General features: G+C 61.0%; 16 protein-coding genes, 1 pseudogene and 1 riboswitch. Of the genes and pseudogenes, 11 read left to right on the top strand and 6 right to left on the bottom strand.

What is annotated here, in order from left to right; all coding sequences use genetic code 11:
- Window positions 1-137 precede the first annotated feature (137 nt).
- Complete coding sequence (locus tag JOF46_RS17785) at window positions 138-1,307, bottom strand: carboxylate-amine ligase (protein ID WP_209909571.1); 1,170 nt, start codon at window positions 1,305-1,307, stop codon at window positions 138-140.
- A gap of 298 nt (window positions 1,308-1,605) precedes the next feature.
- On the opposite strand from JOF46_RS17785, the gene JOF46_RS17790 reads away from it, so the two are divergent.
- Window positions 1,606-3,948, top strand: coding sequence for a coiled-coil domain-containing protein (locus JOF46_RS17790; RefSeq protein WP_209909574.1), 2,343 nt, complete (start codon window positions 1,606-1,608; stop codon window positions 3,946-3,948).
- Between the two features lie 233 nt (window positions 3,949-4,181).
- Here JOF46_RS17790 and JOF46_RS17795 read toward each other — a convergent pair whose 3' ends face one another.
- Window positions 4,182-5,144 (bottom strand): M23 family metallopeptidase, encoded by a 963-nt coding sequence (locus tag JOF46_RS17795; RefSeq protein WP_342592496.1) that lies wholly within the window; start codon window positions 5,142-5,144, stop codon window positions 4,182-4,184.
- Window positions 5,145-5,231: 87 nt separating this feature from the next.
- A riboswitch (cyclic di-AMP (ydaO/yuaA leader) is annotated at window positions 5,232-5,403 on the bottom strand.
- Between the two features lie 338 nt (window positions 5,404-5,741).
- Here JOF46_RS17795 and JOF46_RS17800 point away from each other — a divergent pair.
- A pseudogene (locus JOF46_RS17800) lies at window positions 5,742-6,155 on the top strand (amino acid permease); the annotation flags it as partial.
- On the opposite strand, the gene JOF46_RS17805 reads toward JOF46_RS17800, so the two are convergent.
- Both JOF46_RS17805 and JOF46_RS17810 read right to left on the bottom strand, forming a co-directional pair.
- Window positions 6,152-6,817 carry a TetR/AcrR family transcriptional regulator gene (locus tag JOF46_RS17805; RefSeq protein WP_245348658.1) on the bottom strand — a complete coding sequence of 222 codons (666 nt, stop codon included), beginning with the start codon at window positions 6,815-6,817 and terminating at the stop codon, window positions 6,152-6,154. The pseudogene JOF46_RS17800 and the gene JOF46_RS17805 overlap by 4 nt on opposite strands.
- Before the next feature lie 67 nt (window positions 6,818-6,884).
- On the bottom strand, window positions 6,885-8,012 hold the full coding sequence (locus JOF46_RS17810) for an alcohol dehydrogenase catalytic domain-containing protein (protein WP_209909584.1): 1,128 nt from the start codon (window positions 8,010-8,012) through the stop codon (window positions 6,885-6,887).
- Between the two features lie 171 nt (window positions 8,013-8,183).
- Here JOF46_RS17810 and JOF46_RS17815 point away from each other — a divergent pair, with 171 nt between their 5' ends.
- The 8 genes from JOF46_RS17815 (at window position 8,184) to JOF46_RS17850 (ending at window position 16,936) form a co-directional block, all read left to right on the top strand.
- Complete coding sequence (locus JOF46_RS17815) at window positions 8,184-9,026, top strand: alpha/beta fold hydrolase (RefSeq protein ID WP_209909587.1); 843 nt, start codon at window positions 8,184-8,186, stop codon at window positions 9,024-9,026.
- 17 nt (window positions 9,027-9,043) lie between these two features.
- Window positions 9,044-10,591 carry a flavin-containing monooxygenase gene (locus JOF46_RS17820; RefSeq protein ID WP_209909589.1) on the top strand — a complete coding sequence of 516 codons (1,548 nt, stop codon included), beginning with the start codon at window positions 9,044-9,046 and terminating at the stop codon, window positions 10,589-10,591.
- A 65-nt stretch (window positions 10,592-10,656) separates the two neighbouring features.
- Window positions 10,657-11,421 carry an SDR family NAD(P)-dependent oxidoreductase gene (locus JOF46_RS17825; RefSeq protein ID WP_209909592.1) on the top strand — a complete coding sequence of 255 codons (765 nt, stop codon included), beginning with the start codon at window positions 10,657-10,659 and terminating at the stop codon, window positions 11,419-11,421.
- The gene (locus tag JOF46_RS17830; protein ID WP_209909595.1) at window positions 11,418-12,278 is read left to right on the top strand and encodes an SDR family NAD(P)-dependent oxidoreductase; all 861 of its coding nucleotides are present in this window, start codon (window positions 11,418-11,420) and stop codon (window positions 12,276-12,278) included. Before JOF46_RS17825 ends, JOF46_RS17830 begins: the two co-directional genes overlap by 4 nt.
- A 104-nt stretch (window positions 12,279-12,382) precedes the next feature.
- Window positions 12,383-13,360, top strand: coding sequence for a tripartite tricarboxylate transporter substrate binding protein (locus JOF46_RS17835; RefSeq protein WP_209909598.1), 978 nt, complete (start codon window positions 12,383-12,385; stop codon window positions 13,358-13,360).
- 66 nt (window positions 13,361-13,426) lie between these two features.
- Window positions 13,427-13,939: a tripartite tricarboxylate transporter TctB family protein gene (locus JOF46_RS17840; protein ID WP_209909601.1), complete on the top strand. Its 513-nt coding sequence runs from the start codon at window positions 13,427-13,429 to the stop codon at window positions 13,937-13,939.
- Window positions 13,940-13,953: 14 nt separating this feature from the next.
- Entirely contained in the window at window positions 13,954-15,549 is a 1,596-nt protein-coding gene (locus tag JOF46_RS17845) for a tripartite tricarboxylate transporter permease (RefSeq protein ID WP_209909604.1), read from the top strand.
- 607 nt (window positions 15,550-16,156) lie between these two features.
- Window positions 16,157-16,936: a type 1 glutamine amidotransferase domain-containing protein gene (locus tag JOF46_RS17850; RefSeq protein ID WP_209909607.1), complete on the top strand. Its 780-nt coding sequence runs from the start codon at window positions 16,157-16,159 to the stop codon at window positions 16,934-16,936.
- 259 nt (window positions 16,937-17,195) lie between these two features.
- On the opposite strand, the gene JOF46_RS17855 is transcribed toward JOF46_RS17850, so the two are convergent.
- Entirely contained in the window at window positions 17,196-18,680 is a 1,485-nt protein-coding gene (locus tag JOF46_RS17855) for an alpha/beta fold hydrolase (RefSeq protein WP_209909610.1), read from the bottom strand.
- A 111-nt stretch (window positions 18,681-18,791) separates the two neighbouring features.
- Here JOF46_RS17855 and JOF46_RS17860 point away from each other — a divergent pair, with 111 nt between their 5' ends.
- The gene (locus JOF46_RS17860; RefSeq protein ID WP_209909612.1) at window positions 18,792-19,784 is read left to right on the top strand and encodes a GlxA family transcriptional regulator; all 993 of its coding nucleotides are present in this window, start codon (window positions 18,792-18,794) and stop codon (window positions 19,782-19,784) included.
- A 52-nt stretch (window positions 19,785-19,836) separates the two neighbouring features.
- Here JOF46_RS17860 and JOF46_RS17865 read toward each other — a convergent pair whose 3' ends face one another.
- A complete protein-coding gene (locus JOF46_RS17865; RefSeq protein ID WP_209909615.1) occupies window positions 19,837-20,586 on the bottom strand; it encodes a YceI family protein in 750 nt (249 codons plus the stop codon).
- Window positions 20,587-20,674 lie beyond the last annotated feature (88 nt).

Below are 20,674 nucleotides of genomic sequence, written 5' to 3' on the forward strand. Positions count from 1 at the left end.
CCGGTATGGCAAGCCCTAATGCGTTCCCGGAACGGCGGACGTTCACCTCGCAGCTGATCCGGGATCGGCAGGAGGTCGCCAATCCGTGGCACCGGGCCTCGCCATCGTCTTGCACGACCGCCATCTTCGTTTGGCGGCTAGGCCACGGCCTCGGCCAACGGCCTCCATGTCCAACTCGGTGAGCCGTTCGCCGATGTGTGCCGATCGTCGGGTTCCTGGTGCGTAATGCCGATGGCGTCGGTGACGACGTCTGCCAGTCGCCCGTTTCGATCGTAGGACTGCCGCTGTTTGGTGGCGCCTGTTCCGTTGCTGAGGATCCGGTGCCGGGCTTTCTCGACGTAGGCCGCGTCACCTGAGTCGTTCAGCGCATCCCGGACATGGTCAAGGAGTGCCGAAATTACATGCCTCGCGGTGTCAGGCCTGTGGGTTGCGGGGTGGAGCAGTTCGGCGCGGATACCCCACCGGCTGGCCATCCAGACCCCTTGGCGCAGGACCATGGCTGGAACCCTGTCGGGTTCCACTCCGGCCGCCCATTCCCGGGCGGCGGTCTCCACCAGGGCCCGTACCAGGGCTGCGATCAGGACGGTATCCCGGGGATCAAGGCAAACATCTGACACCCGGATCTCGACGGTGGGGTGCCGGGCGGAGAGCCGGGCGTCAAAATCCGGGTTGATGACCACTGTGGTGGCTGCTATGTCCGCCACCAGCGCGTGGTAGGCCCGCGCCGACCCTAAGACCTCCATCGGACCGGCGGAGGACCACCGGTTCCAGGCCTGGGTGCGGAAACTGGCGTAGCCGCTGTCCTGGCCGTTCCAGAACGGGGAATTCGAGCTCAACGCCATGAGCGAGGGCAGCCAGGACCTGATGCGATCCAGAACGGCTACGCCCTCCTCATCCGAGCCGACCGACACGTGGACATGGAGTCCACAGGTCAGCTGCTCGCGCGCCGTCAGGGCATACTTTTCCACCAGGGCGTCATAGCGTTCGTTTCGGGTGGGATGGGGTGAGACCGCCAGCGGAGAGGTGGCCAGGGCGACGATCCGCGCACCGGCTTTTCGGGCGAGCGAGTCGGCGTAGGCGCGACCCTCCAATATCTCCGTGGCGAGAGAGTCCAGGCTGCTGTGCGGGTGCGTGATGACCTCGAGTTGCTCCTGATGCAGCTCTGCGGACAGCATCTGCCGGGCAGAAGGGCCCGCCACCCGCACGCTTGCGCCGTGGAGGTCCATCACCTCCGCGGACAGGGGCAGGGGGACCCCGTTGACGGGGTCCACGATCAGGAATTCTTCTTCAACACCAAAGGTACGCACCTGCTAAGTGTGGACCACGAATGCGACGGCGGATTCCACACCCAGGCGACAGGCCGTCGCTGGTCCGGTACCTGGGGGATGTAAAAACTCCATGTCCGGCATTTGTAGTCCCTCCACCCAAACCGAGTACGCCCGGAACGGGGGAAAACGGGTGGCAGAAACCAGGAATCGGGTGGGACCGACCCGCCCGATGGCCTTCTTCCGGGCCTAAGGGTCGACACCACGGATTCTGCCACCTAGAGTGTGCACTATCGATTCGGCCATCGTGGCCGCATTTTCATTGTCCTTGGGGGGACCAATGCTTAATCCGTCGAATCACTCTGCCTTCACGCGCCGTCTGGCCGCCGCAATCGTCGTGCCCGGCATCCTTACCAGCATGCTGCTGTTCGCTCCGCAGGCAACAGCGGCCCCAGGTTCCAGCGGCGCGGCCGCAGGCATCTGTTCAGGGGTGGTGAACCAGTTGGCTCACCGCGGTACCGTGCAAGAGAACTTGCTCAAGGCTTCCGCCAAGAAGAACGCCGACATTATCGCCCGGCTCCAGGGCGAGCGGACGGCGCTGCAGGCCAACGCCGACAGCCTGACGGCCCAGATCGCCGACGCTGATTCAGCCATTTCGGCGCTGGACGCCGCGGGGCTGGAACTCGATGCCCAGCTGAAGACTGCCGGTGAGAACCTCACCGCACTTCAGTCCGAGCAGGCCACAACCAACGACGCCGTTCTCGCCGCGCAAGGCGCACTCGAGGAGTTGCAGGCGCAAAAACTGGCCACCGAAAGCCAGCTGGCACCGCTGCAGGAAGCGGAAGTGCAAGCCAAGGCGGCCGCCGCGGAGTTGGAGCGGAGCGCCGAGGATATCAAGGCCCAAATCGTTGCGAAGAAAGCCGAGATCAGCGCCGCGGAGGTCGAACGAGCAGCACTCGAGGCCGCCGCAACCGCGGCTGCAGAAGCACTTGCGGGGAAGAAGACCGAGATCGCCCAGGCGGAGCGCGAGCTGACGGAACTGTCCGACACGGCCGAAGCTGCCGCAGCCGTCGTTGGCGACGCACAGAAGGCCGTCAGCGACGCCGAGAACGAGCTACAGGATCTGGATGCGGCGGGCACCGCCGCCCAGGCGGAAGTCGATGCCCAGCTGGCCAAGATCGGCGACGCCAAATCGACGCTGGCCGACGTTCAGCGACGTGCAGGCGACGCCGCGGCCGCTGTCGATGCCAGAAACGCCGCGATCTCCGCAGCCAAGGACGGACTGACGTCGCTGCAGACGTCAGCGCTGGACGCTGCCGAAACACTCGCGGCCAAGAACGCGGCGATCGCCACTGCGCAGGGGCAACTCGATACCTTGCGGTCCGCTGCCGACGACGCTGCCGCGGCGGTCACGGCCAACAACAACAAGCTCGCAACCGTGACGGCGGAAATCGCAGCACTGCAGCAGCAGGTCACCGCGAAGAACGCCGAAATCACGGCCAAGCAGGCCCAGATTTCGACGGCGCAGGAGGAGCTCGCAGCGCTGGCCGCCAGCAAGACAACGCTGGAAGCCGACATCACGGATATCACCAAGCAGATCTCGGACATCAAGGGCAACAGCCCCGAGAAGACTCGCCTGCAGGCATTGCGGAAGGCCAAGCAGGAGGAGTTGGCCGCAGTAAACGCCCAGATCAGCAGCAAGAACGCCACGATTGCCGGGTACCAGGGAGACCTGACGACGCTCCAAAACGCGGTCAACACCCTCAATTCCCAACTCCAATCCAAGCAGCAGGAGAGCAGCGCCCTGCAGCAGCAGGCGGCGCCGCTCCAGGCCTCCCTGACCGCCGCCAATGACGCGGTCTCGACCAAGCAAGCCGAGATCGCCGCCCTCAAGGACCAGATCCCCGACCTCCAGGCGGCCATCACCGCAGCCAACGGTGCCGTCGCTACCAAGCAGGGCGAGCTCGAGTCGCTGCAGGGCGAGCTGCGCACGCTTGAGGATGCCGCGGCCGACGCCGCGGCTGCCTTCACGGCGCAGGATCAGGTCCTGGCGGACCTCGAAGCGGCACTGCCGACGCTGACCGAGGGCCTGGCTGCCAGCCAGGAGGCCATCGCCGCCCAAAAGCTTGTCGTCGACAGGCTTAACGGCGATCTGGCCGACGCGACTGCTGCCCACACTGCGGCGCAGTCCGCCGTCGACACGAAGGCCGCCGAGCTCCAGGACCTGCAGGGACAGTTGCCGGACCTTGAGAAGGCAGTACCCGACGCCAATGCCGCGGTGGCTGCGAAGCAAGGCGAGATCGCGGCCCTCAATGGCGACATGGACAAGCTGGTGGCGACCCTCACCGGGCTCAACAGCCAGATCGCAACGAAGGAGGCCGAAATTCTCGACCTCCAGAAGAGGGTGGCTCCGCTGTTGGCACAGCTGAACGGGCTCAACGGCGAAATCAGCGCCACCGAGAACCAGTTGAAGGACCTGCAGGCACAGCTGACCAGGCTCGACATCCAGGTGACGAACGCCCAGGCGGAGCTGAGCACACTTCAGGCGAAGAAGGGCGCAAACAAGGACGCCATTGCAGCACAGAAGAAAACCGTGATCGGCCTGCAGGATCAGCTCGGCACGGTCCAGAACCAGATCCGGGCTGTCGACGGGCAGATAGCGCTTGGGGGCTGCGTCGCCTGATCGGGCGCCCGGCAGGTCCGTCCTGCTGGGCGTCGCCGCCGCGTGAACGGTTCGGATGGGAAGGAAGGGATCGGCCGCAATGGCCGGTCCCTTCCTGCGTGCCCGGCAGGACTGACCATGACAGGTGTGGATGGCCCCGGCAGGACTGCTCTCCCGGGGCCACACGTACCGGGCCGCGGAAAATAGGCGCATGCAAAGACCGCGTTCCAAACACGGAACGATGGCAGTTGTAGTTAGAGGCGGCTCTCCGGGTTGATCCACTTGCCGTTGACAATGACCTCGAGGTGCAGGTGGGGACCGGTCGAATTGCCCGTGCTGCCGGAAAGCGCGACAACTTCGCCGACCGTGACCTTTTGTCCCACGGAGACCTTCAGGACCGAGTTGTGGTTGTAGCTGGTTTCCAGCCCGTTGCCGTGGTCGATCTGCACCCGGTATCCGGAGTGGCCGGCCCATTCGGCCTGCACGACGGTGCCGGAGGCGCTGGCCTTGACGGGCGTTCCCATGGGAACGGCGTAGTCCAGGCCGTTGTGGTTCATGTACCCGGCTCCGGTCGGGTTCTTGCGGAAACCGAAGCGCGAAGTCAACCGGATGCTGTCAACCGGCTGAGCCAGGGCTCCAACGGCGGGGATCTTGGTGACGTTTCCGCCGGCAGCGGTCGTGGTCGATCCGGGCTTGTCTGTCTTGGTGGCATCTTTCACGGCGGCGGTGGTGACGGGTGCCGGCTTGACGTACTTGCTGGTCACCGAGGCGCGATCTACCGTGAGCTTGTCGTTGGCCGGGGCACTGACATCTGCGACAGTGGTCTGGGCGACGCGCTGGGGATCAGCGACAACTTCGTCCGTTTCCGGCGCGGGGGCGGCAGCGAATGCCAGGCCGGCCACGGCGGCGACTGCGGCGAGCTTGTGCGCAAACCCGAGTCGAGGGCGCCGGGTCCGGGGTGCGGACTTCAGAACGTGGTCCAGCTTGTCCGCTTCGGCGGGCATCGCCAGCGAGACCGGCCGGGCACCAGGCGCGGGAGGGATTTCGGTGGCGGCGATGGATGCCGCATCCGGGGAGGCGGCATAGCGCGGGCCAGCCACAAAGCGGCGGCCACCGTACTGCTGGGTTTCAGGAGTCTCGGCGGAATCCGGGACCGCGCTTGATGCGCGTCGGCCGGGGCGCCGGGAAGTGCTTTCGCCGTTCGGCGCGGTGTCCACGATCTGTTCCATGGAACCGCTGGCAGGCGAAGCATCAATGGGGTTGGGCGCGCGGCGGCGCCCGGAATTTTGCTGCAGGGTCAAATGATTACCTCTCATGTGTCGCCTGCGAAGTTAGCTGTCGGATTCGAGTCATGAGATCAACTCGGCCGAGCCCGCCAAGGCGGACTCAACTTCACCCCGAGATCCATGGTCCAAGACCAGGAACGGTTGAATGGGTCCTCCGCCCCTACCGGGAATTCTTGAGCCGCGATCCGCCGGTAGGGTTGTGCGAACCGGATCGGGACTGGGTTGCGCAAATGCAACCAGAGGTAAAACCCTACGAGGTACAAGTAAAAGTTACAATTTCGTTATCAATCCATGGATCTGACAAACACATGGGCACTGGCTGCGAGCGGAAGCTCCAGCGCGCCTTCGATCCCTGCGCCCGCATCATGAGGTCCTACCGGTCCTCTTCGCGGTGACTAGTGCCCGGGGCAGAAGCCGACATCGTCGAGCTACACCAGCGGCTCCAGCTCCAACTGGATGATTTTGGCCGGGCACTCCCCCGGGACGCCATCTTAAACGTGAGCAAGAAGACAGTCGGCCCGGGATCGGCAACGGTTGTGCCGCGATGGGCTGCTCCCGGGTTGGTTCTTCAAGACCGACCGCCACGGAACACCCCAGCGCGTCACCTGGATCGCCGGCATCGCCTCCGCGCTGCTGGCGCGAGTCTTCCCGATCAGGGCCGTCGCGGACCTGACCAACATCGGCACCCTCGCCGCCTTCGTGGTTGTCTGCCTGTCCGTGATCATCTTCCGGCTGCCCTTCATGCCGGTGGTCCCCGCATTCGGCATGCCGGCCTGGAGAGTTCCCGATGCTGCAGCTGCACCGGGAGACGTGGCTGAAGTTCGTCATCTGGCTGGTGGTCGGCCTGGCCAGCTAGCTCACCTAGGACGCAAGCACTCGCTCATGAACCCGGACAGCCCCCGGCTCGGTGAACGCGTGGTGCTGCCGCACGGGGAAACCTAGGGCGTGAAAAGCGGCTCAATTTGAACACTCAGTCGTTTTTGAAGCCGTTCCCAAAAGTCGTCTGCTGAAAACTGGCGTACAGGCGATCTTAAGACTTCATGGATATAGGTTCCATTGCAGTTTTGGGCCACCACGCGTGATTCCACATCTGGACTGAAGAACCCCGAATCAGCAGCGGAATCCAAGATGGACGAAACCAGATTGATAATTCGATCGCCTTGCGCGACGCTTTGCGCTCCGAGTTGGCTGCCTGCCCGAAACCCGTAGTGAAGGTAACTAGTCACGTTTTCGGGGTCGGCACCAAAGAACTTTGCGCGCTCCTCGAATACGGCATACACACGCGCTATGTAATCCGCTGCGGTTCGGGAACTCGGCGCAGTGTGCAGATCGGCTGCTTCAATCGAGTCGATCGCCTGATTCATGTTTTCACCGATGGTCAATAGCAACAGTTCATGTTTGGTGGTCACGTATCGGAATAGAGTTGCTTCCCCCACCCCGGCACGTTCGGCTACTTCCTTCGTCGTGGTTTGTTCATAGCCCCGCTCGTTGAAGAGCTCCTCGGCCGCTGCACGGATTCTCCGAAGGCGCTCCAGACGAGACCGTTCGCGAAGCCCCAAGCCCGCTTCTTCTGGGGACTCATTGGCCAGAGCCATAGTTTCCATCACCGGTAGTACTTCCTTTGCTCTTGGAGCTTGTACCAATCGTTGGGCGTCGAATTCCTATTAGACATTACGGCTGTTCAAACGAGATGATCTGGCGCACGGCTTTTCCTTGGGCCAATGCATCCATAGCTTCGTTAATCTTATCCAGTGTGATCACTGAAGACGTAAGCTTCTCGACAGGCAATTTGCCCTCCCGCCACATTTGCTCGTAGCGCGGTATATCCCGGCTTGGAACCGCAGATCCGAGATACGAACCAACGATAGTTCGTGCTTCGGCTGTGAGCCCAAGGGGTTCGATCGATGATAGTGCGCCGGGTGCGGGCAAACCCACCGTGACGGTGGTGCCTCCGGCGGCGGTGAGCCTCACTGCTGTTTCGAATGCGCGAGGATGTCCGGCGGCCTCAATCACCACGTGCGCCTTGATTCCCAGGTCTTCGATTTCGTTGGGGGCATACGCGTCCGTTGCTCCCAGCTCGCGGGCGAGCAAGAGTTTGTCCGGATTGGCGTCAACTCCGATGATCCGCCCCGGGGTGTTCCATGTCGAAACGATTGCGCGCGCCGTGAGCAGTGCCGCCATTCCGACTCCACCTAGTCCAACAATGATGATGTCTTGGCCATCTTGGGGCTTTCCGGCGTTCATTACTGCACCACCACCGGTCAGAACCGCACATCCGAGAACGGCGGCTACGGCTGGCGGAACGTCGAGGCCTACAGAGACTACGGAATTTCGATCCAGCACGGCGTGGGTGGCGAAGCCAGATACACCCAGATGATGCAGGATTTCCTCTCCATCGCGGCTGATTGCGCGGGTTCCGCTCAACAGTGAGCCTGCGCCATTCGCCATGGTGCCTTTGCTGCATGGCAGTTTGCCATCGGTCTTGCAGTTTGCGCATTCCTCGCAGCGCGGCAGGAATACCGTGACGACTCGATCGCCGACCTTGAGGTCGGAGATATCTGAACCAATCTCTTCGACGATTCCTGCAGCTTCGTGACCCAACAACATAGGCAGCGGCCGGGGCCGATCACCATTGACCACCGAGAGGTCAGAGTGGCAGATACCCGCAGCCTCGATTCGAATAAGGACTTCGCTGGGTCCCGGACCGGCCAGATCGAGCTCGCAGATCTGCAGTGGACGCGACTCTGCGAAGGGGCGACTGGCGCCGGACGATTCAAGAACTGCACCCGTTATTTTCATTAGTGGCCTTTCAGGGGTTTGTGCTTCATCTCACGAATGTGCTTTCATGGGAGTCTAATCCGTACGGAGTGCACTATCAAGATTCTATCCGCTAATCCGGAAATCTCTGGTCATTGCCCCGCATAACGGTATGTCACTGGCACTCGACGACACCGACTAAGGACGAATGACTTGAAGATTCACCCAGACGCACAAAAAGACACCCTCCAGGTCGAGGGGCTCGAAGTCCCTTTTTACGACACTCTTGCACCGCACGACACTCGGGAAACCGTCGTCTTGATCCACGGCACAGGCGGCAGCGCAGCGACACATTTTCGGACCCTATACCCGATGCTTGCAGCTCGCTACCGAGTGCTGGCCCTAGACCTTCAAACGCCAGCGGAGGGACTAACCCTTGAGCACTACGCCGGGCAGGTCGCCGCTGTCATACAAAAACAGTCTCCCGGAGCCCCCGTGCATCTCCTCGGCTATTCCCTCGGGGCGCTCGTGGCCTCGGTTGTTGCCGCAAACCACGAGAAGCTGGTTCGAAGCCTGACTCTGGTAGCTGGCTGGATCACTTCGGATAACCAGCAGCTATTGCGCAACAGCATTTGGGGCAAACTATTTGAAACAAACCACGACTTGCTTCGCGAGTTCGTCACCTTCACGGCCTTCAGTCCAGCCTTTTTGGCCGGACGCAGCATGAGCGAAGTGGAGCAGCTGGTTTCCAGCAGAGTATTCCCTGCGGGGATCGCACAGCAGATGGAACTGAACCGAAACGCGGATACCGGCGACGTGCTTGGCTCGATTGGCGCGCCGACGTTGGTCATTGCCGGACGTCACGACTACATGGTCCACGCCCGACAAACACAGCTGCTCTACGGAGCCATCCCCGATGCCCGCTACGCGACAATCGACAGCGGACACGCCATTGTCCATGAAAGGCCCGCCCAGCTCTTCCAGATTGTGAATGAATTCATCATGGAGCCCCACGGAACACCGGCAGGTCTGGTGCACGACCCTATCTTCGTCTAACCATCCCAAAGAACGCAATGAACGAATTGGAGAATCACGTGGAAACAACCACAAGCACGAAATCTCGCGCTACAAGTGTTGATGTCATCATTATCGGTGCCGGTTTTGGCGGTCTCGGCATGGGAACGAAGCTAGCACGCGAAGGCAAGCACTCATTTCTCATTCTGGAACGAGGGAAAGATGTCGGGGGTACATGGCGTGATAACCATTATCCGGGAGCAGCTTGCGACGTGCCATCCCACCTCTATTCATTTTCCTTCCACCCCAATCCGGAATGGTCGCATATCTTTGCACCACAGGATGAAATCCTGGACTACATGCGCGACGTGGCCAAGGTTGAGGGGCTGCTGGATCACATTGTTTTCGACGCAGAAGTAACTGATGCGCGCTGGGATGCAACGGCGGGTGGTTGGAAAGTAAGCGCCGGCGGTGCAGAGTACTTTGCGCAAAATCTCGTGACCGCGGTCGGTCACCTTTCGGAACCGAAATTCCCTAATATTGCCGGAATCGGTGACTTCACTGGGGAGCTCTTCCACTCGGCACAGTGGAATGATGAAGCCAACTTGGCTGGAAAACGGGTTGGCATCATCGGCTCCGGAGCAACAGCTATCCAGGTCCTCCCGGAAATCGCCAAGGTGGCATCAGCCGTTGTGTCATTCCAACGCTCGGCACCGTATGTCACACCACGCCCGGACCGCGCCTACACGAACGCTGAAAAGGGGCTGTTCCGCAAGAAGCCCGAAGCGATGCAAGAACTGCGTGAAGAAATGTTCTGGGCTAATGAAGAACGATACGCTCAACGACGCAACACCCCATCGCTCGTTTCGGCCGCGGCGCAGGTGGCAATTGACCACTTGCATCGTGAGATCCAAGATCCCGACCTGCGCGAGAAATTGACCCCAGACTACACCTTCGGGTGCAAGCGAGTTCTTAAGTCCAGCGACTACTATCCCACCTTCCTGCTGGACCATGTCGAGTTGGAAACAAGTGGCATTGCAGAAGTCACGGCCGCTGGCATCCGCACCGCATCGGGTCAGGAACATGCACTGGATGTCATCATCGCCTGTACCGGCTTTGAAGCTACCGATTTGCCTATCGCTTATCTCCTCCACGGTCGAGAAGGAAAGCGGTTGAGCGAGCAGTGGTCGACGGGCATGCAGGCCTACGCCACCAGTGCCGTGCATGGCTTCCCAAATCTATGGATTATCAACGGGCCGAATACCGGCCTGGGCCATAATTCAGCGGTGTACATCGCCGAATGCCAGATCGATTACATCATGCAGGCACTGAACTACCGCGAAGAACAAGACTTGGCAACATTGGAGGTGAGCGCGGAAGCAGAAGAGGCCTTCATGGCTGAAGTCGATAGGTTGGCCGAAGGAACGGTGTGGCTCGAAGGTGGGTGCAAGAGTTGGTATGTTGACCCCCGTAACGGCCGGCTGACGACGCTCTGGCCAGAGCCTGCCTACACATTCCGCCAAGTAAATTCCACATTCACTCCGGAGCCATACCTGAAACAGGCTAGCATCTCGCTGCCTGAACCCGTTCTTGCAGAAGCCCACTAGGAAGACGTCATGAAAGAGTATGTGGTGAATCACGACTTCCAACTTCCAAGGAGCACATTTTGAACATGACCATTACACCCACGCGCTGCGCCGTCGTCACGGGAGCAGCAGGTGGAATCGGCCAGGGAATTGTCGAGTCATTCTTAGCGACTGGGGATACGGTCATTGCCGTCGACTCGGCAGCCGAAGCCCTTTCCACACTTCGTTCCAAATTGGGAGTCGACACCAATCAGCTGCGTACCTTCCAAGGTGACGTCACTGATCCTGCTTCGTGGGCAGCAATTGCCGCAGAAACAATCGCGAGTGAAGCTAAGGAAATCATCTTGGTGAATAACGCGGGAATTTCCCCAAAGCGCGACGGCGAGCGGATCCCCGGCGTTGAGGTTCCTTACGAGGAATGGAGCCGCGTCATGGACGTGAACCTCACCGGACCGTTCCTTGGCATTCAAGCTCTCGCACCATTGATGAAGCAGGCCAAGTTCGGTCGCATCATCAATATGTCATCCCTCGCCGGCAGGGACGGCGGACGTCTAGGTGGAGTGCACTATGCCGCGACCAAGACCGGCCTGCTGGGAGTCACTCGTTACTTCGCCAGGGAGCTGGCGCCCGACGGCATCACGGTCAACGCGATCGCCCCAGGACGCATTGGTGTGGGGATGGTGGGAACTGTCTCGGATGAAGTGAACACTGCATACCTGAGCCGTATTCCGGTGGGCCGCTTGGGCAGTTCCAGTGATGTTGCCCAAGCCGTGCAATACCTGGCGGCCTCGAATAACGGCTTTGTCACCGGTGTGACCGTCGATGTCAACGGCGGGTCGTACATGGGATGATCGGAAAATCTAGACGGCCTCGGAGCGCCACGGACTCGCTCGCGGGAAAGGTCGTATTTGTCACAGGTGCAGCCGGAGGGATTGCCCTGGCAACAGTCGAGGAACTCTCCTTGCTCGGCGCCAATATTGCACTGATTGACCGTGACAAGTCCACGCTAGAGGCCATCGTGAAGGATCTTCCCGGTAACCATCTGGGACTTGTGGCCGATGTCGGAGACTACCTATCGCTCCAAGATGCCGTCGCGCGAACCGTCGAGCACTTCGGCACCATCGATGTGGTCTTTGCCTGCGCCGGCATCGGCAGTGCCTCCACGGTGGCTGCATCAGATATCGAAGCCTTGACGCACATCGTCGACATCAACCTCTGCGGTGTCATACGAACTGTCAAGGCCTGCCTCACAGAAGTAATCAAATCGCAGGGGTATGTGCTCTTGATGAGCTCGGCGGCGGCCCTGAAGAACGTGCCGCGCGCCAATGCATATGCGGCCTCCAAGGCTGGCGTGGAGGCATTTGGAGGAGCCTTGCGCCTGGAGCTAGCTCATAAGGGCGTAGCGGTGGGCGTGGCGCATCCGGCGTGGGTCAAAACCGGGATGATCAGTGGGACCGGGGCGAGGGGCGCAGAAAGTCAGTCATTGCCATGGCCCTTTAGCGTGGTCTCATCGACCAAGGAATGTGCCAAATTCTTGGTGAGGGCCATGTCGCAGCGCAAGCGAAAGGTCTTCATTCCGGGAGCACTGGCAATCGTTGATCCATTGCGCTGGTTGTCGACCGGTCCCCTCTGGGATGTATTCATGGCTCGCCGCGCCCGGCGCAACGTTATTGCGTGGGAAGCCGAAATGTATTCGCAGCGCTCCTAAATATTCCCCTCGGAGCTTGTGCGTCGCATCACAATCGCCTATAACTGATAGAGCACTCCGCACGGATTGAACTATCACAATCCAAATATTGAACTGAGGACAGCATGATCAAGAACCGCTTTCAAACCGCCGTTGCAAGTCTGGGGATCGCCGGCATGGCGCTTTCCGTGGCTGCATGCTCCAGCCCGTCGGCAGCATCCACGGAAGAATACCCGTCGCAGCCTGTCACCTTCATGATGCCGTATGCGGCGGGTGGACCTTCCGACACCACGGCGCGCTCCTACGGGGCATGCCTGGGGAAGCAACTCGGTGGCACCTTCGTGGTGGAAAACCAGGAAAGTGGCGCCGGAGCCGTGGCCATGCAAAAAGTCGCAAGCGCCAAGCCCGATGGATACACCGTTGGCCTGAGCACCAACGGTCCCCTAGTGCTCAACCCGATGAGCAACGACTTGTCATACTCCCGCAAGGATTTCCGGGCCCTTGGGACTATGGCAGAAATCCCGACGCTCTTCGCCGTTTCCAAGAACTCGGAATACCACGACATCAAATCGCTCTTTGACGCTGCCAAGGCGAACCCCGGCACCATTTCCATTGGCGTTCCAGGTGCCACTAGCTCATTGGCCATCGAGCTCAAGCGCCTGCAGCAAGACACCGGCATTGAGTTCGCATTGGTACCCACCTCGGGCAGCACCGAGCTCATCACCAATCTGCTGGGCGGCCACATTGATGCCGGCTTCATCAACGACCACGTAGATGTGGAGTCCCAAGTCAAGGCCGGGGCGATCGTGCCGCTTGCTGCCGCCGGATTGGTGAGGTCCGAGGCCTACCCGGAGGTTCCCACCACAATCGAGGCCGGCTATGACGTCAAGACAACTTCGGTATATGGGCTCTTTGCCCCCAAGGACCTCCCCGACGAAATTGCATCGAAGATCGAAACCGGAGTGAAGACCTGCCTGACTGACGAAGATGTCATCAAGCAGATCGGCGACCGTTTCGTGCCTAATGAATTCACTGATGGAGCCGGAACGGCCAAGGTTTTCGAAGACATGGAATCCCGTTACGCACCGATTCTCTCCAAGTAGTAGACGCAAACCCTAGCAAATTCGTTCTCGTCGGCCGGCTCGGTCGACCACAGATAAGGAGAAACAATGGTCTCTTCTCCAGTGACAGCAATACAAGACGTACAGCTGAAACGCACGGATCGAGCCGGACGCAGGATTGCCGGGCGCAGAATCGCACCGTTGGTGTTGTTCGCCCTTGGTGCCGTGGCCACAGTCGGATCAATCAGGCTCGAACTGGGTACATTGCAACACCCCGAACCTGGCCTCTGGCCCTTGATAACCGCGCTGACGATCGTCTTCAGTTCGATCGTCATCCTAGTCCGGCCGGGCGCGGAAACCTTGGAGCCTTGGACCAGCAAGAGCATCAGCGTAGCCACCGGGGTGTCCAGCCTTTGCGCTTTCATCGTTCTTTTCAGCCTGGTCGGCTTCTTCATTCCGGCCGTATTGATGATGCTCCTCTGGTTGCGCGTCTACGGTGGTGAGTCCTTGAGGACGACAATCATTTTGTCGCTTGCGGGCCCGCTGGTGCTCTATGTAATTTTCGACAGCCTCTTGGGCGTCCCCTTCCCTAGAGACCTTCTTCTCGGCCTCTTCCTCTAGAACGGACCCTGTTCATGGATACCCTGAGTAACCTCGGCAATGGTTTTTCCATTGCCTTCGATCCGACGAATCTGCTATTCGTTTTTATCGGCGTGGTCATCGGAACCGCCATCGGCGTACTGCCGGGCTTGGGTCCCACAGCGACCATTGCCTTACTGCTTCCGATCACCTACACCATGGATCCCACAGCCTCTATCATCATGTTGGCAGGCATCTACTACGGATCGATGTACGGCGGAACGATCACCTCGGTCCTCTTGCGGTTGCCCGGTGAGGCAGCCTCGGTAGTCACGACCTTTGACGGCTACCAGATGACCAAACAGGGACGCGCCGGCACAGCACTAGGAATCGCCGCCATTGGGTCGTTTATTGGTGGAACCGTCGCCATCATCGGGTTAACGTTTATGGCGCCATTCCTGGCAAACATCGCACTTTCAATGGGACCATCGGCGTTTGTGGCCCTGATGATCATGGGGCTGTTCCTGGTCACCTCCTTGGGTACCGGATCGGCCATCAAAAGCATCTGCATGGCCGCCGTGGGCCTCTTGCTTGCCACCGTGGGACAGGATCCCATCAATGGCTCGGCACGCTTCACTTTTGGCCAAGTTCCGCTGCTCGGCGGGCTGGACTTCGTCGCCGTAGCCATGGGTCTGTTCGGTGTCGCCGAATTGATAAAGACCCTTGAGCAGACCGAAAAAGCACAGGTCATCAAGACCAAGATCAAGAATATCTGGCCTTCGCGCAAGGACATGAAGGAAGCAGCCCCGGCCATCGGCCGGGGTTCCATCCTGGGGTTCTTCATCGGAATCCTGCCCGGTGGAGGTGGCGTAATTTCCTCGTTAGCTTCGTATGCCACGGAAAAGAAACTTGCCAAGGACCCCTCACGCTTTGGCAAGGGAGCGATAGAAGGCGTAGCCGGACCGGAAACCGCGAACAACGCATCTTCCTCCTCAGCATTCATCCCCTTGCTCGTGCTGGGGATTCCCTCCAACGTCGTCCTGGCCATGATTTTCGGTGCTCTTTTGATGCACGGCATCACACCGGGTCCCCAGCTGATGACCGAACATTCCGGGCTGTTCTGGGGCGTGATCGCTTCGATGTACGTCGGAAACTTGATGCTCCTGATTCTCAATGTTCCGTTGGTGGGCGTCTTTATCCAGATGCTCCGCGTACGCCAGGGAATTCTCGTGGCTTTCTCTCTGCTGATCGTGTTGATTGGTGTGTACTCCCTGAACAACACCTCATTCGATATGTGGGTGGTATTGGCCTTCGGTGTTCTGGGCTGGATCATGTCCAAGACCGGTTTTGATCCCGGACCGCTTGTTCTGGCGTTTGTGCTTGGACCCATCCTCGAAAAGTCTTTCCGTCAATCGATGCTGATCTCGGGAGGAAGTCTGGACATTTTCGTCACCGATCCAGCTTCGGCAATTATCTTTGCCGCCATCCTGGCGATGATTGGCTTCAAGATCTTTGGTGGCCGGTTCAAGAAACGCCCGGCTCCCGTCCTGTTCTCTAGTGGTTCTGGCTCCACGGATACGGTGGCAGCGACGGATCAGACAGTGGTAAGTGGCGGTGTTGAACTAGAGAAGTCCTCCAATACGCCGATGTGACTTACGATGCCGTTTCACCCCTACGAACCACAACCTGGCCCGCTCAAGGTCCAGGTTGTGGCATTTAAAGCCGTCCCCTGAACAAGATAGGAACCTGGAACGCACGATGAGAACCATCGAACATCATGGCGTTGGTGGGTCGAGAAGATTGAACATATCGCCTGGCTTTCCGGAGCAAAGCGCGGGGCCATCAGACCCGGTCGAACAGGTTTCGCGAAGATGGAGATTTCCAGGGATCACCATCGATAGACCCTGGGCGTGACGGGCACATGAGACCTTGGCGCACAGCAGCCGGCGTAGCTATTCTTCAACTGAGTCCGGGAACTGGGCACGCCATTCAACGAATGCTAATTGGGCCGTGTCTCAATTCCTGTGAACACCGGAGTCATTGCGGGCAAGGAATCTCAAAGTAGGCATTTGTTGGTCCGATTAGCGGTTCCAAGATGCATCCCTACAGCGGCGGGGAGAGCAGGGTTCCGGACCGGCCAGTCTTGAAGGGGATGTGTTGAATCTGCTGATTCCCGACGTGACGTAGCGGAGGACACCCAGGGGGTAGCCAGGTGTCAGGCACCTGCCTAGGGTGGGAAGTGGACGAAAGGAGCACATCATGAAGAAAATCCTCATGATCCTGACCAGCGTTTCCGAGATTACCGGTACGGGAGAAAAGACCGGCTACAACGTGGCCGAGGCTGCACATCCCTGGAAGGTCTTCAAGGATTCCGGGCATTTCGTCGACTTCGCCTCCATCCAGGGCGGCCAGCCACCGCAAGACAATGTGAACACCGAAGATCCTATCCAGGTCGCCTTCACCCAGGACGAAACCACCCGTGCCGGCCTTTACAACACCGCCCGCGTCGCCGTCGTTGACCCCGGCCAATACGACGCCGTGTACCTCGTGGGAGGCCACGGCACCATGTGGGACTTCCCGGACAGCGAGGGCCTACAGAAGCTGGTGGCCAGCGTCTACGACAAGGGCGGCGTGGTGGGCGCGGTCTGCCACGGACCGGCAGGCTTGGTGAACGTGGAACTGGCGAACGGGTTCCGCCTCGTCGAGGGCCGGCGGGTGGCGGCCTTCACCAACGATGAGGAGGTCGCCGTGGGGAAGGACAAGGTCGTCCCGTTCCTGTTGGCCGACCGGCTCCAGGAGCAGGGCGCCACCCACGTGCCGGCTGATAACTTCACGGAAAACGTTGTGGTGGACGAACGCCTGGTGACCGGTCAGAATCCGGCCTCCGCGGCCGGCGTGGCCAAGGAAATGGAGAAACTCCTGGCCGAGGTCATCCACCAGGAGAAGGCCCACGAACATGACGAGGCCGCGGCGCTGCGTGCCGAAAAGGATGCCGAGAAGGCCGCCAAGAAAGCGGCCGAACAACACACCGAACACTGACTCCAACAGCTCACCGAATCTGGCGGCCGCCCCATGGTTGGGGTGGCCGCCATTTGCTATCTCACGCAAGGCAGCGCATCCCGCTGCCAACGGTGCCACCGGTGATCGGTCAGTTTTCGTTGCCATGCTTGGTGCTGCGCCGCGTATCGCTGTGTCCATCGTCGCGGGTGAAAGTCGAGAGCGACCACGGATACCCATATTGGGAGCTGTCCATATACCATGCCCGTGACCCTTCAGCGAGCCACGGGCTTCCTTTGTCCTACGGGCTCAACGGGCTTGCGGTCCGCACTGCGGCGACGACGTCGAAGATTCCGCGAGCGGTCGCGGCCGCATCATCCCGATCCGAGAGCAATGACGTATGGGTGGCCCCTTCGATGACGCGGTGCAGGCTGTTGGTCGACAGCGAGGCCAAGGCCTCCTGTGAAGCGGTCCAGCCTGGTGCACTGCCTACACCTGCTGTCAGGACGACCATCGGCTTGTCGGCGAACTTCTCCAGTGCTGCTGCCTGTTGCGCCGAGGATCCCGCGTGGATGTACTCGTCTATCGTGCTCCGCATCTGGCCAGGTGTCGCTCCGTCGGACAGCCGGCCGAGGCCGAGTCGGGATGCGCCGGCCACCAGTGCAGAGAGACGGTTCAGCGTGTCCGCGGAACCGGCGCGGGTGGTCTGCGCCGAATCCGGTTCCGGTTCGGATGCCGGTGCGGTCGAGTCCACCAGCACCATTCCCGCCGTCTCTTGGGGGTAGCGGGCAGCGAAAGTGAGCGCGTAGAGGCCGCCGAACGAATGCCCGGCCAGCACGTACGGTCCCGGAACGTTCCCGCGCTGCAACAAGGTATGGAGGTCGGTCGCGACCTGCGCGCCATCCTGCGGGGTGGTCGCCGGATCGCTCCACCCCTTCCCGGCCCGGTCGTACACGCACACCCGGGTATCACTGGCAACCAGTGGTGTGATCAATGCGAGGTCCGATGACATGAGGCCGGCGCCCGGTTCGAGTACGACGGTTGGACTGCCTGAGCCGGTGCAGTTCAGGTAGAGGCGGTGTCCGCCGACGTCGACCAACTGCCCCTGGGTCGGAGAAGCCCCTGCATCCACCGCTTCGCGCACCGTCTCATAACCACTGCCCAGCGAGGCCAGCGCCAGCAGCGCGATCAGCGGGTAGAGCATCAAGCGCCCGATTCGGCTGCGAAGGCGCCGATTGGCCTGGATGATCATCCACACCGCGGATACCAGCATGACGGGTGGCCATATCCAGGCGAGCACTTCCCGCATCGGTGAGCCGACCGCCAGCAACAGGAAACCGCCCAGGCCCATGAACAGCGCCGGAAGCACGGCCCATTTCTGTGGCTGATCCGTGAACTTCACCGAAAGCACAGCCAACAGGCTCCAGCCAAGCGCAAGTCCCGTCAGGACGGCGCCGGTCATGCCGCTTTCGGTGGCCGGAATGAAGCCGGCGGTGGCCAGCAGGAGAGCGGCGAGGACCCCTGCAGCCAGGGAGCCGGCGATGATCCAACCGATGTGTCCCTTGCGCGAAGGAGCAGTGCCGGGAAGACGATCTTGGTCCTTGGGTTCGCCGCTCACCGGAGCGGCAGTCGGCTTGGGCTCGGCTCCATGTTGCGCGTGGGCCCGAACAGCGCTGCGCCGGCTGCTGCTCTCGCCGATGGTGTCCTGGGCCGTCAGGGGCGTGCGTGGTTTAGCCGGAGCGGAAGCCGTCTGCGGGGATGTGGCGGAAGGTCGAATGTTGTTCATGCTTCAAGTCTCCCCAGCCGGGGCAACTGGCGGGAGCGGTAAAAAAGACCGGTATGAAAAGGATTCTGCAGCCATGGATCCCGTTGGTCTCCTCGGGCGTACAGTGGCCATATGCACCGTGTCGTTGCACTGGCCCTGCCGGATGTCGTCGCCTTTGACCTGGCCATTCCGGCGCAGGTATTCGGCCACGAGGATGAGCGCCAGCTGTATTCGTTCACGGTTTGCGCCGCAGAACCCGGTTTGGTTCAAACCACCACAGGCTATGCCATCCACGCAGCGGGAGGGCTCGAAGCCCTTTTGTCGGCCGACACCATCGTTGTGCCCGGTTTCAGCCCGCTTGCCGACCCACCTCCCGAGGTCTCCAGGGCGCTTCGCGATGCTGCGGCGAATGGAGCCAGGTTGGTATCCGTCTGCACGGGGGCTTTCGCGCTGGCAGCCGCGGGGCTCCTGAATGGAAAGCGCGCCACAACGCATTGGAGAAACGCGGAACAGCTGCAAACCCTCCATCCGGAAGTCTCCGTCGACGCCGGTGTGCTGTACATCGACGAGGACGGTGTCAGCACCAGCGCCGGCGTCGCGGCCGGAATCGACCTGTGCCTGCACCTGGTCAGGTCAGACCACGGGACCGAGGCAGCAAACCGCATCGCCCGGCGGATGGTCGTCGCCCCACACCGCGAGGGCGGGCAGGCGCAGTTCATCGAACGCCCCGTCGCCCCGCCTTTGACCCATTTCGCCGAAACATGTGGCTGGGCCCTTCACCATCTGGCCGAGCCGCTGACCGTCGTCGATTTGGCTGCCCACGCTGGCTGGGGGCCAAGCAGCTTCGCACGAAAATTCCTGGCAGTGGCCGGAACGACTCCCCTGCGCTGGCTGACAAGCCAACGGATTACCGAGGCGTGCCGTCTGCTCGAAACAACCAACCTGACCGTGGAGGCAATTGCCGCCCGGACCGGCCTGGGAACGTCGGCCAACTTCCGGCTGCATTTCACTCGCGAATTCAACACCACGCCTTCCAGTTACCGCCGCCTATTCCAGGATCGGAAGCGGCCGGGGATGACCTCTCGATCATCGCCGGAAAGGGAAATCCTGGCGCAGCCTCGATGACCATCCGTGCCAAGGACACCGGGGCCGGCTCCCGTCCGACATGATGCGATTCTCAGCCCTGGGTGACCTCCAGTGAGAACTCGATGAATCCGGAATCCTCCACGGCAACGAAGCCCAGGTTCGGCGCTTCAACGCCGAATTCCGCCCAGGTCATGGGTATCTGGCCAACCAGTTTCGCAGCTCCATCGCTGAATGCACCCTGCACGTTGGCCTCGACGGACACGGTCTGGCCGTTGAGCGTCAAGTCGCCCGTGATGGGGATTGTCCGGGTCTCCCCCTCGAGCGTTGCGGACACGTCAACGGGCTCGGTCAGCGTGAATCTCGCCTCGGGGAATCGGGACGTATCGATCGCCGAGGTGCGGAAGTACTGATCGCGTCGGGCCGAGTCAGTGGTGATGGTTTCCACCTTCAGGACCAGATCCGCTGCCGTGAGCCGGTCATCCTCGACGGTCAATGAGCCGCTGACGTCTTCGGTGCGTCCCGTGACGGTCACGTCTGCACCGTTGAGCACCTCGTTGAGTCGGTATCCGGCGAAGGAACCGGAACCCACGGTCCAGGTCCCGTCGCGGTCAGCGGATGCGGGTGCCGCGCTTGCGTCCCCCGCACCACTCGACGCCGCGCTGCTTGGCATCCCCGACAAGGTCGGAGCATCCTCGGCCTGGGCGGAGACGTTGGCGGCGTAGATACGGCTGCCAATGAACACACCGGCGATGATCACCGCCACCGCTATGGCGATGACCCACACCAGTCGTTTCTTCCGGGGGTGCTTCTGGGGGCGGGCCGGCGCCGGCTGGTCGGTCATGGAAGCTCCTGATCGATCGCGCCGTCTTCCGGCGACGTTTTGGTTGATCCTTGAATTGTTTCATCACCGTGGGGGCCTCATGGCGAAT

Source organism: Paeniglutamicibacter psychrophenolicus (assembly GCF_017876575.1).
Lineage (GTDB): Bacteria > Actinomycetota > Actinomycetes > Actinomycetales > Micrococcaceae > Paeniglutamicibacter > Paeniglutamicibacter psychrophenolicus.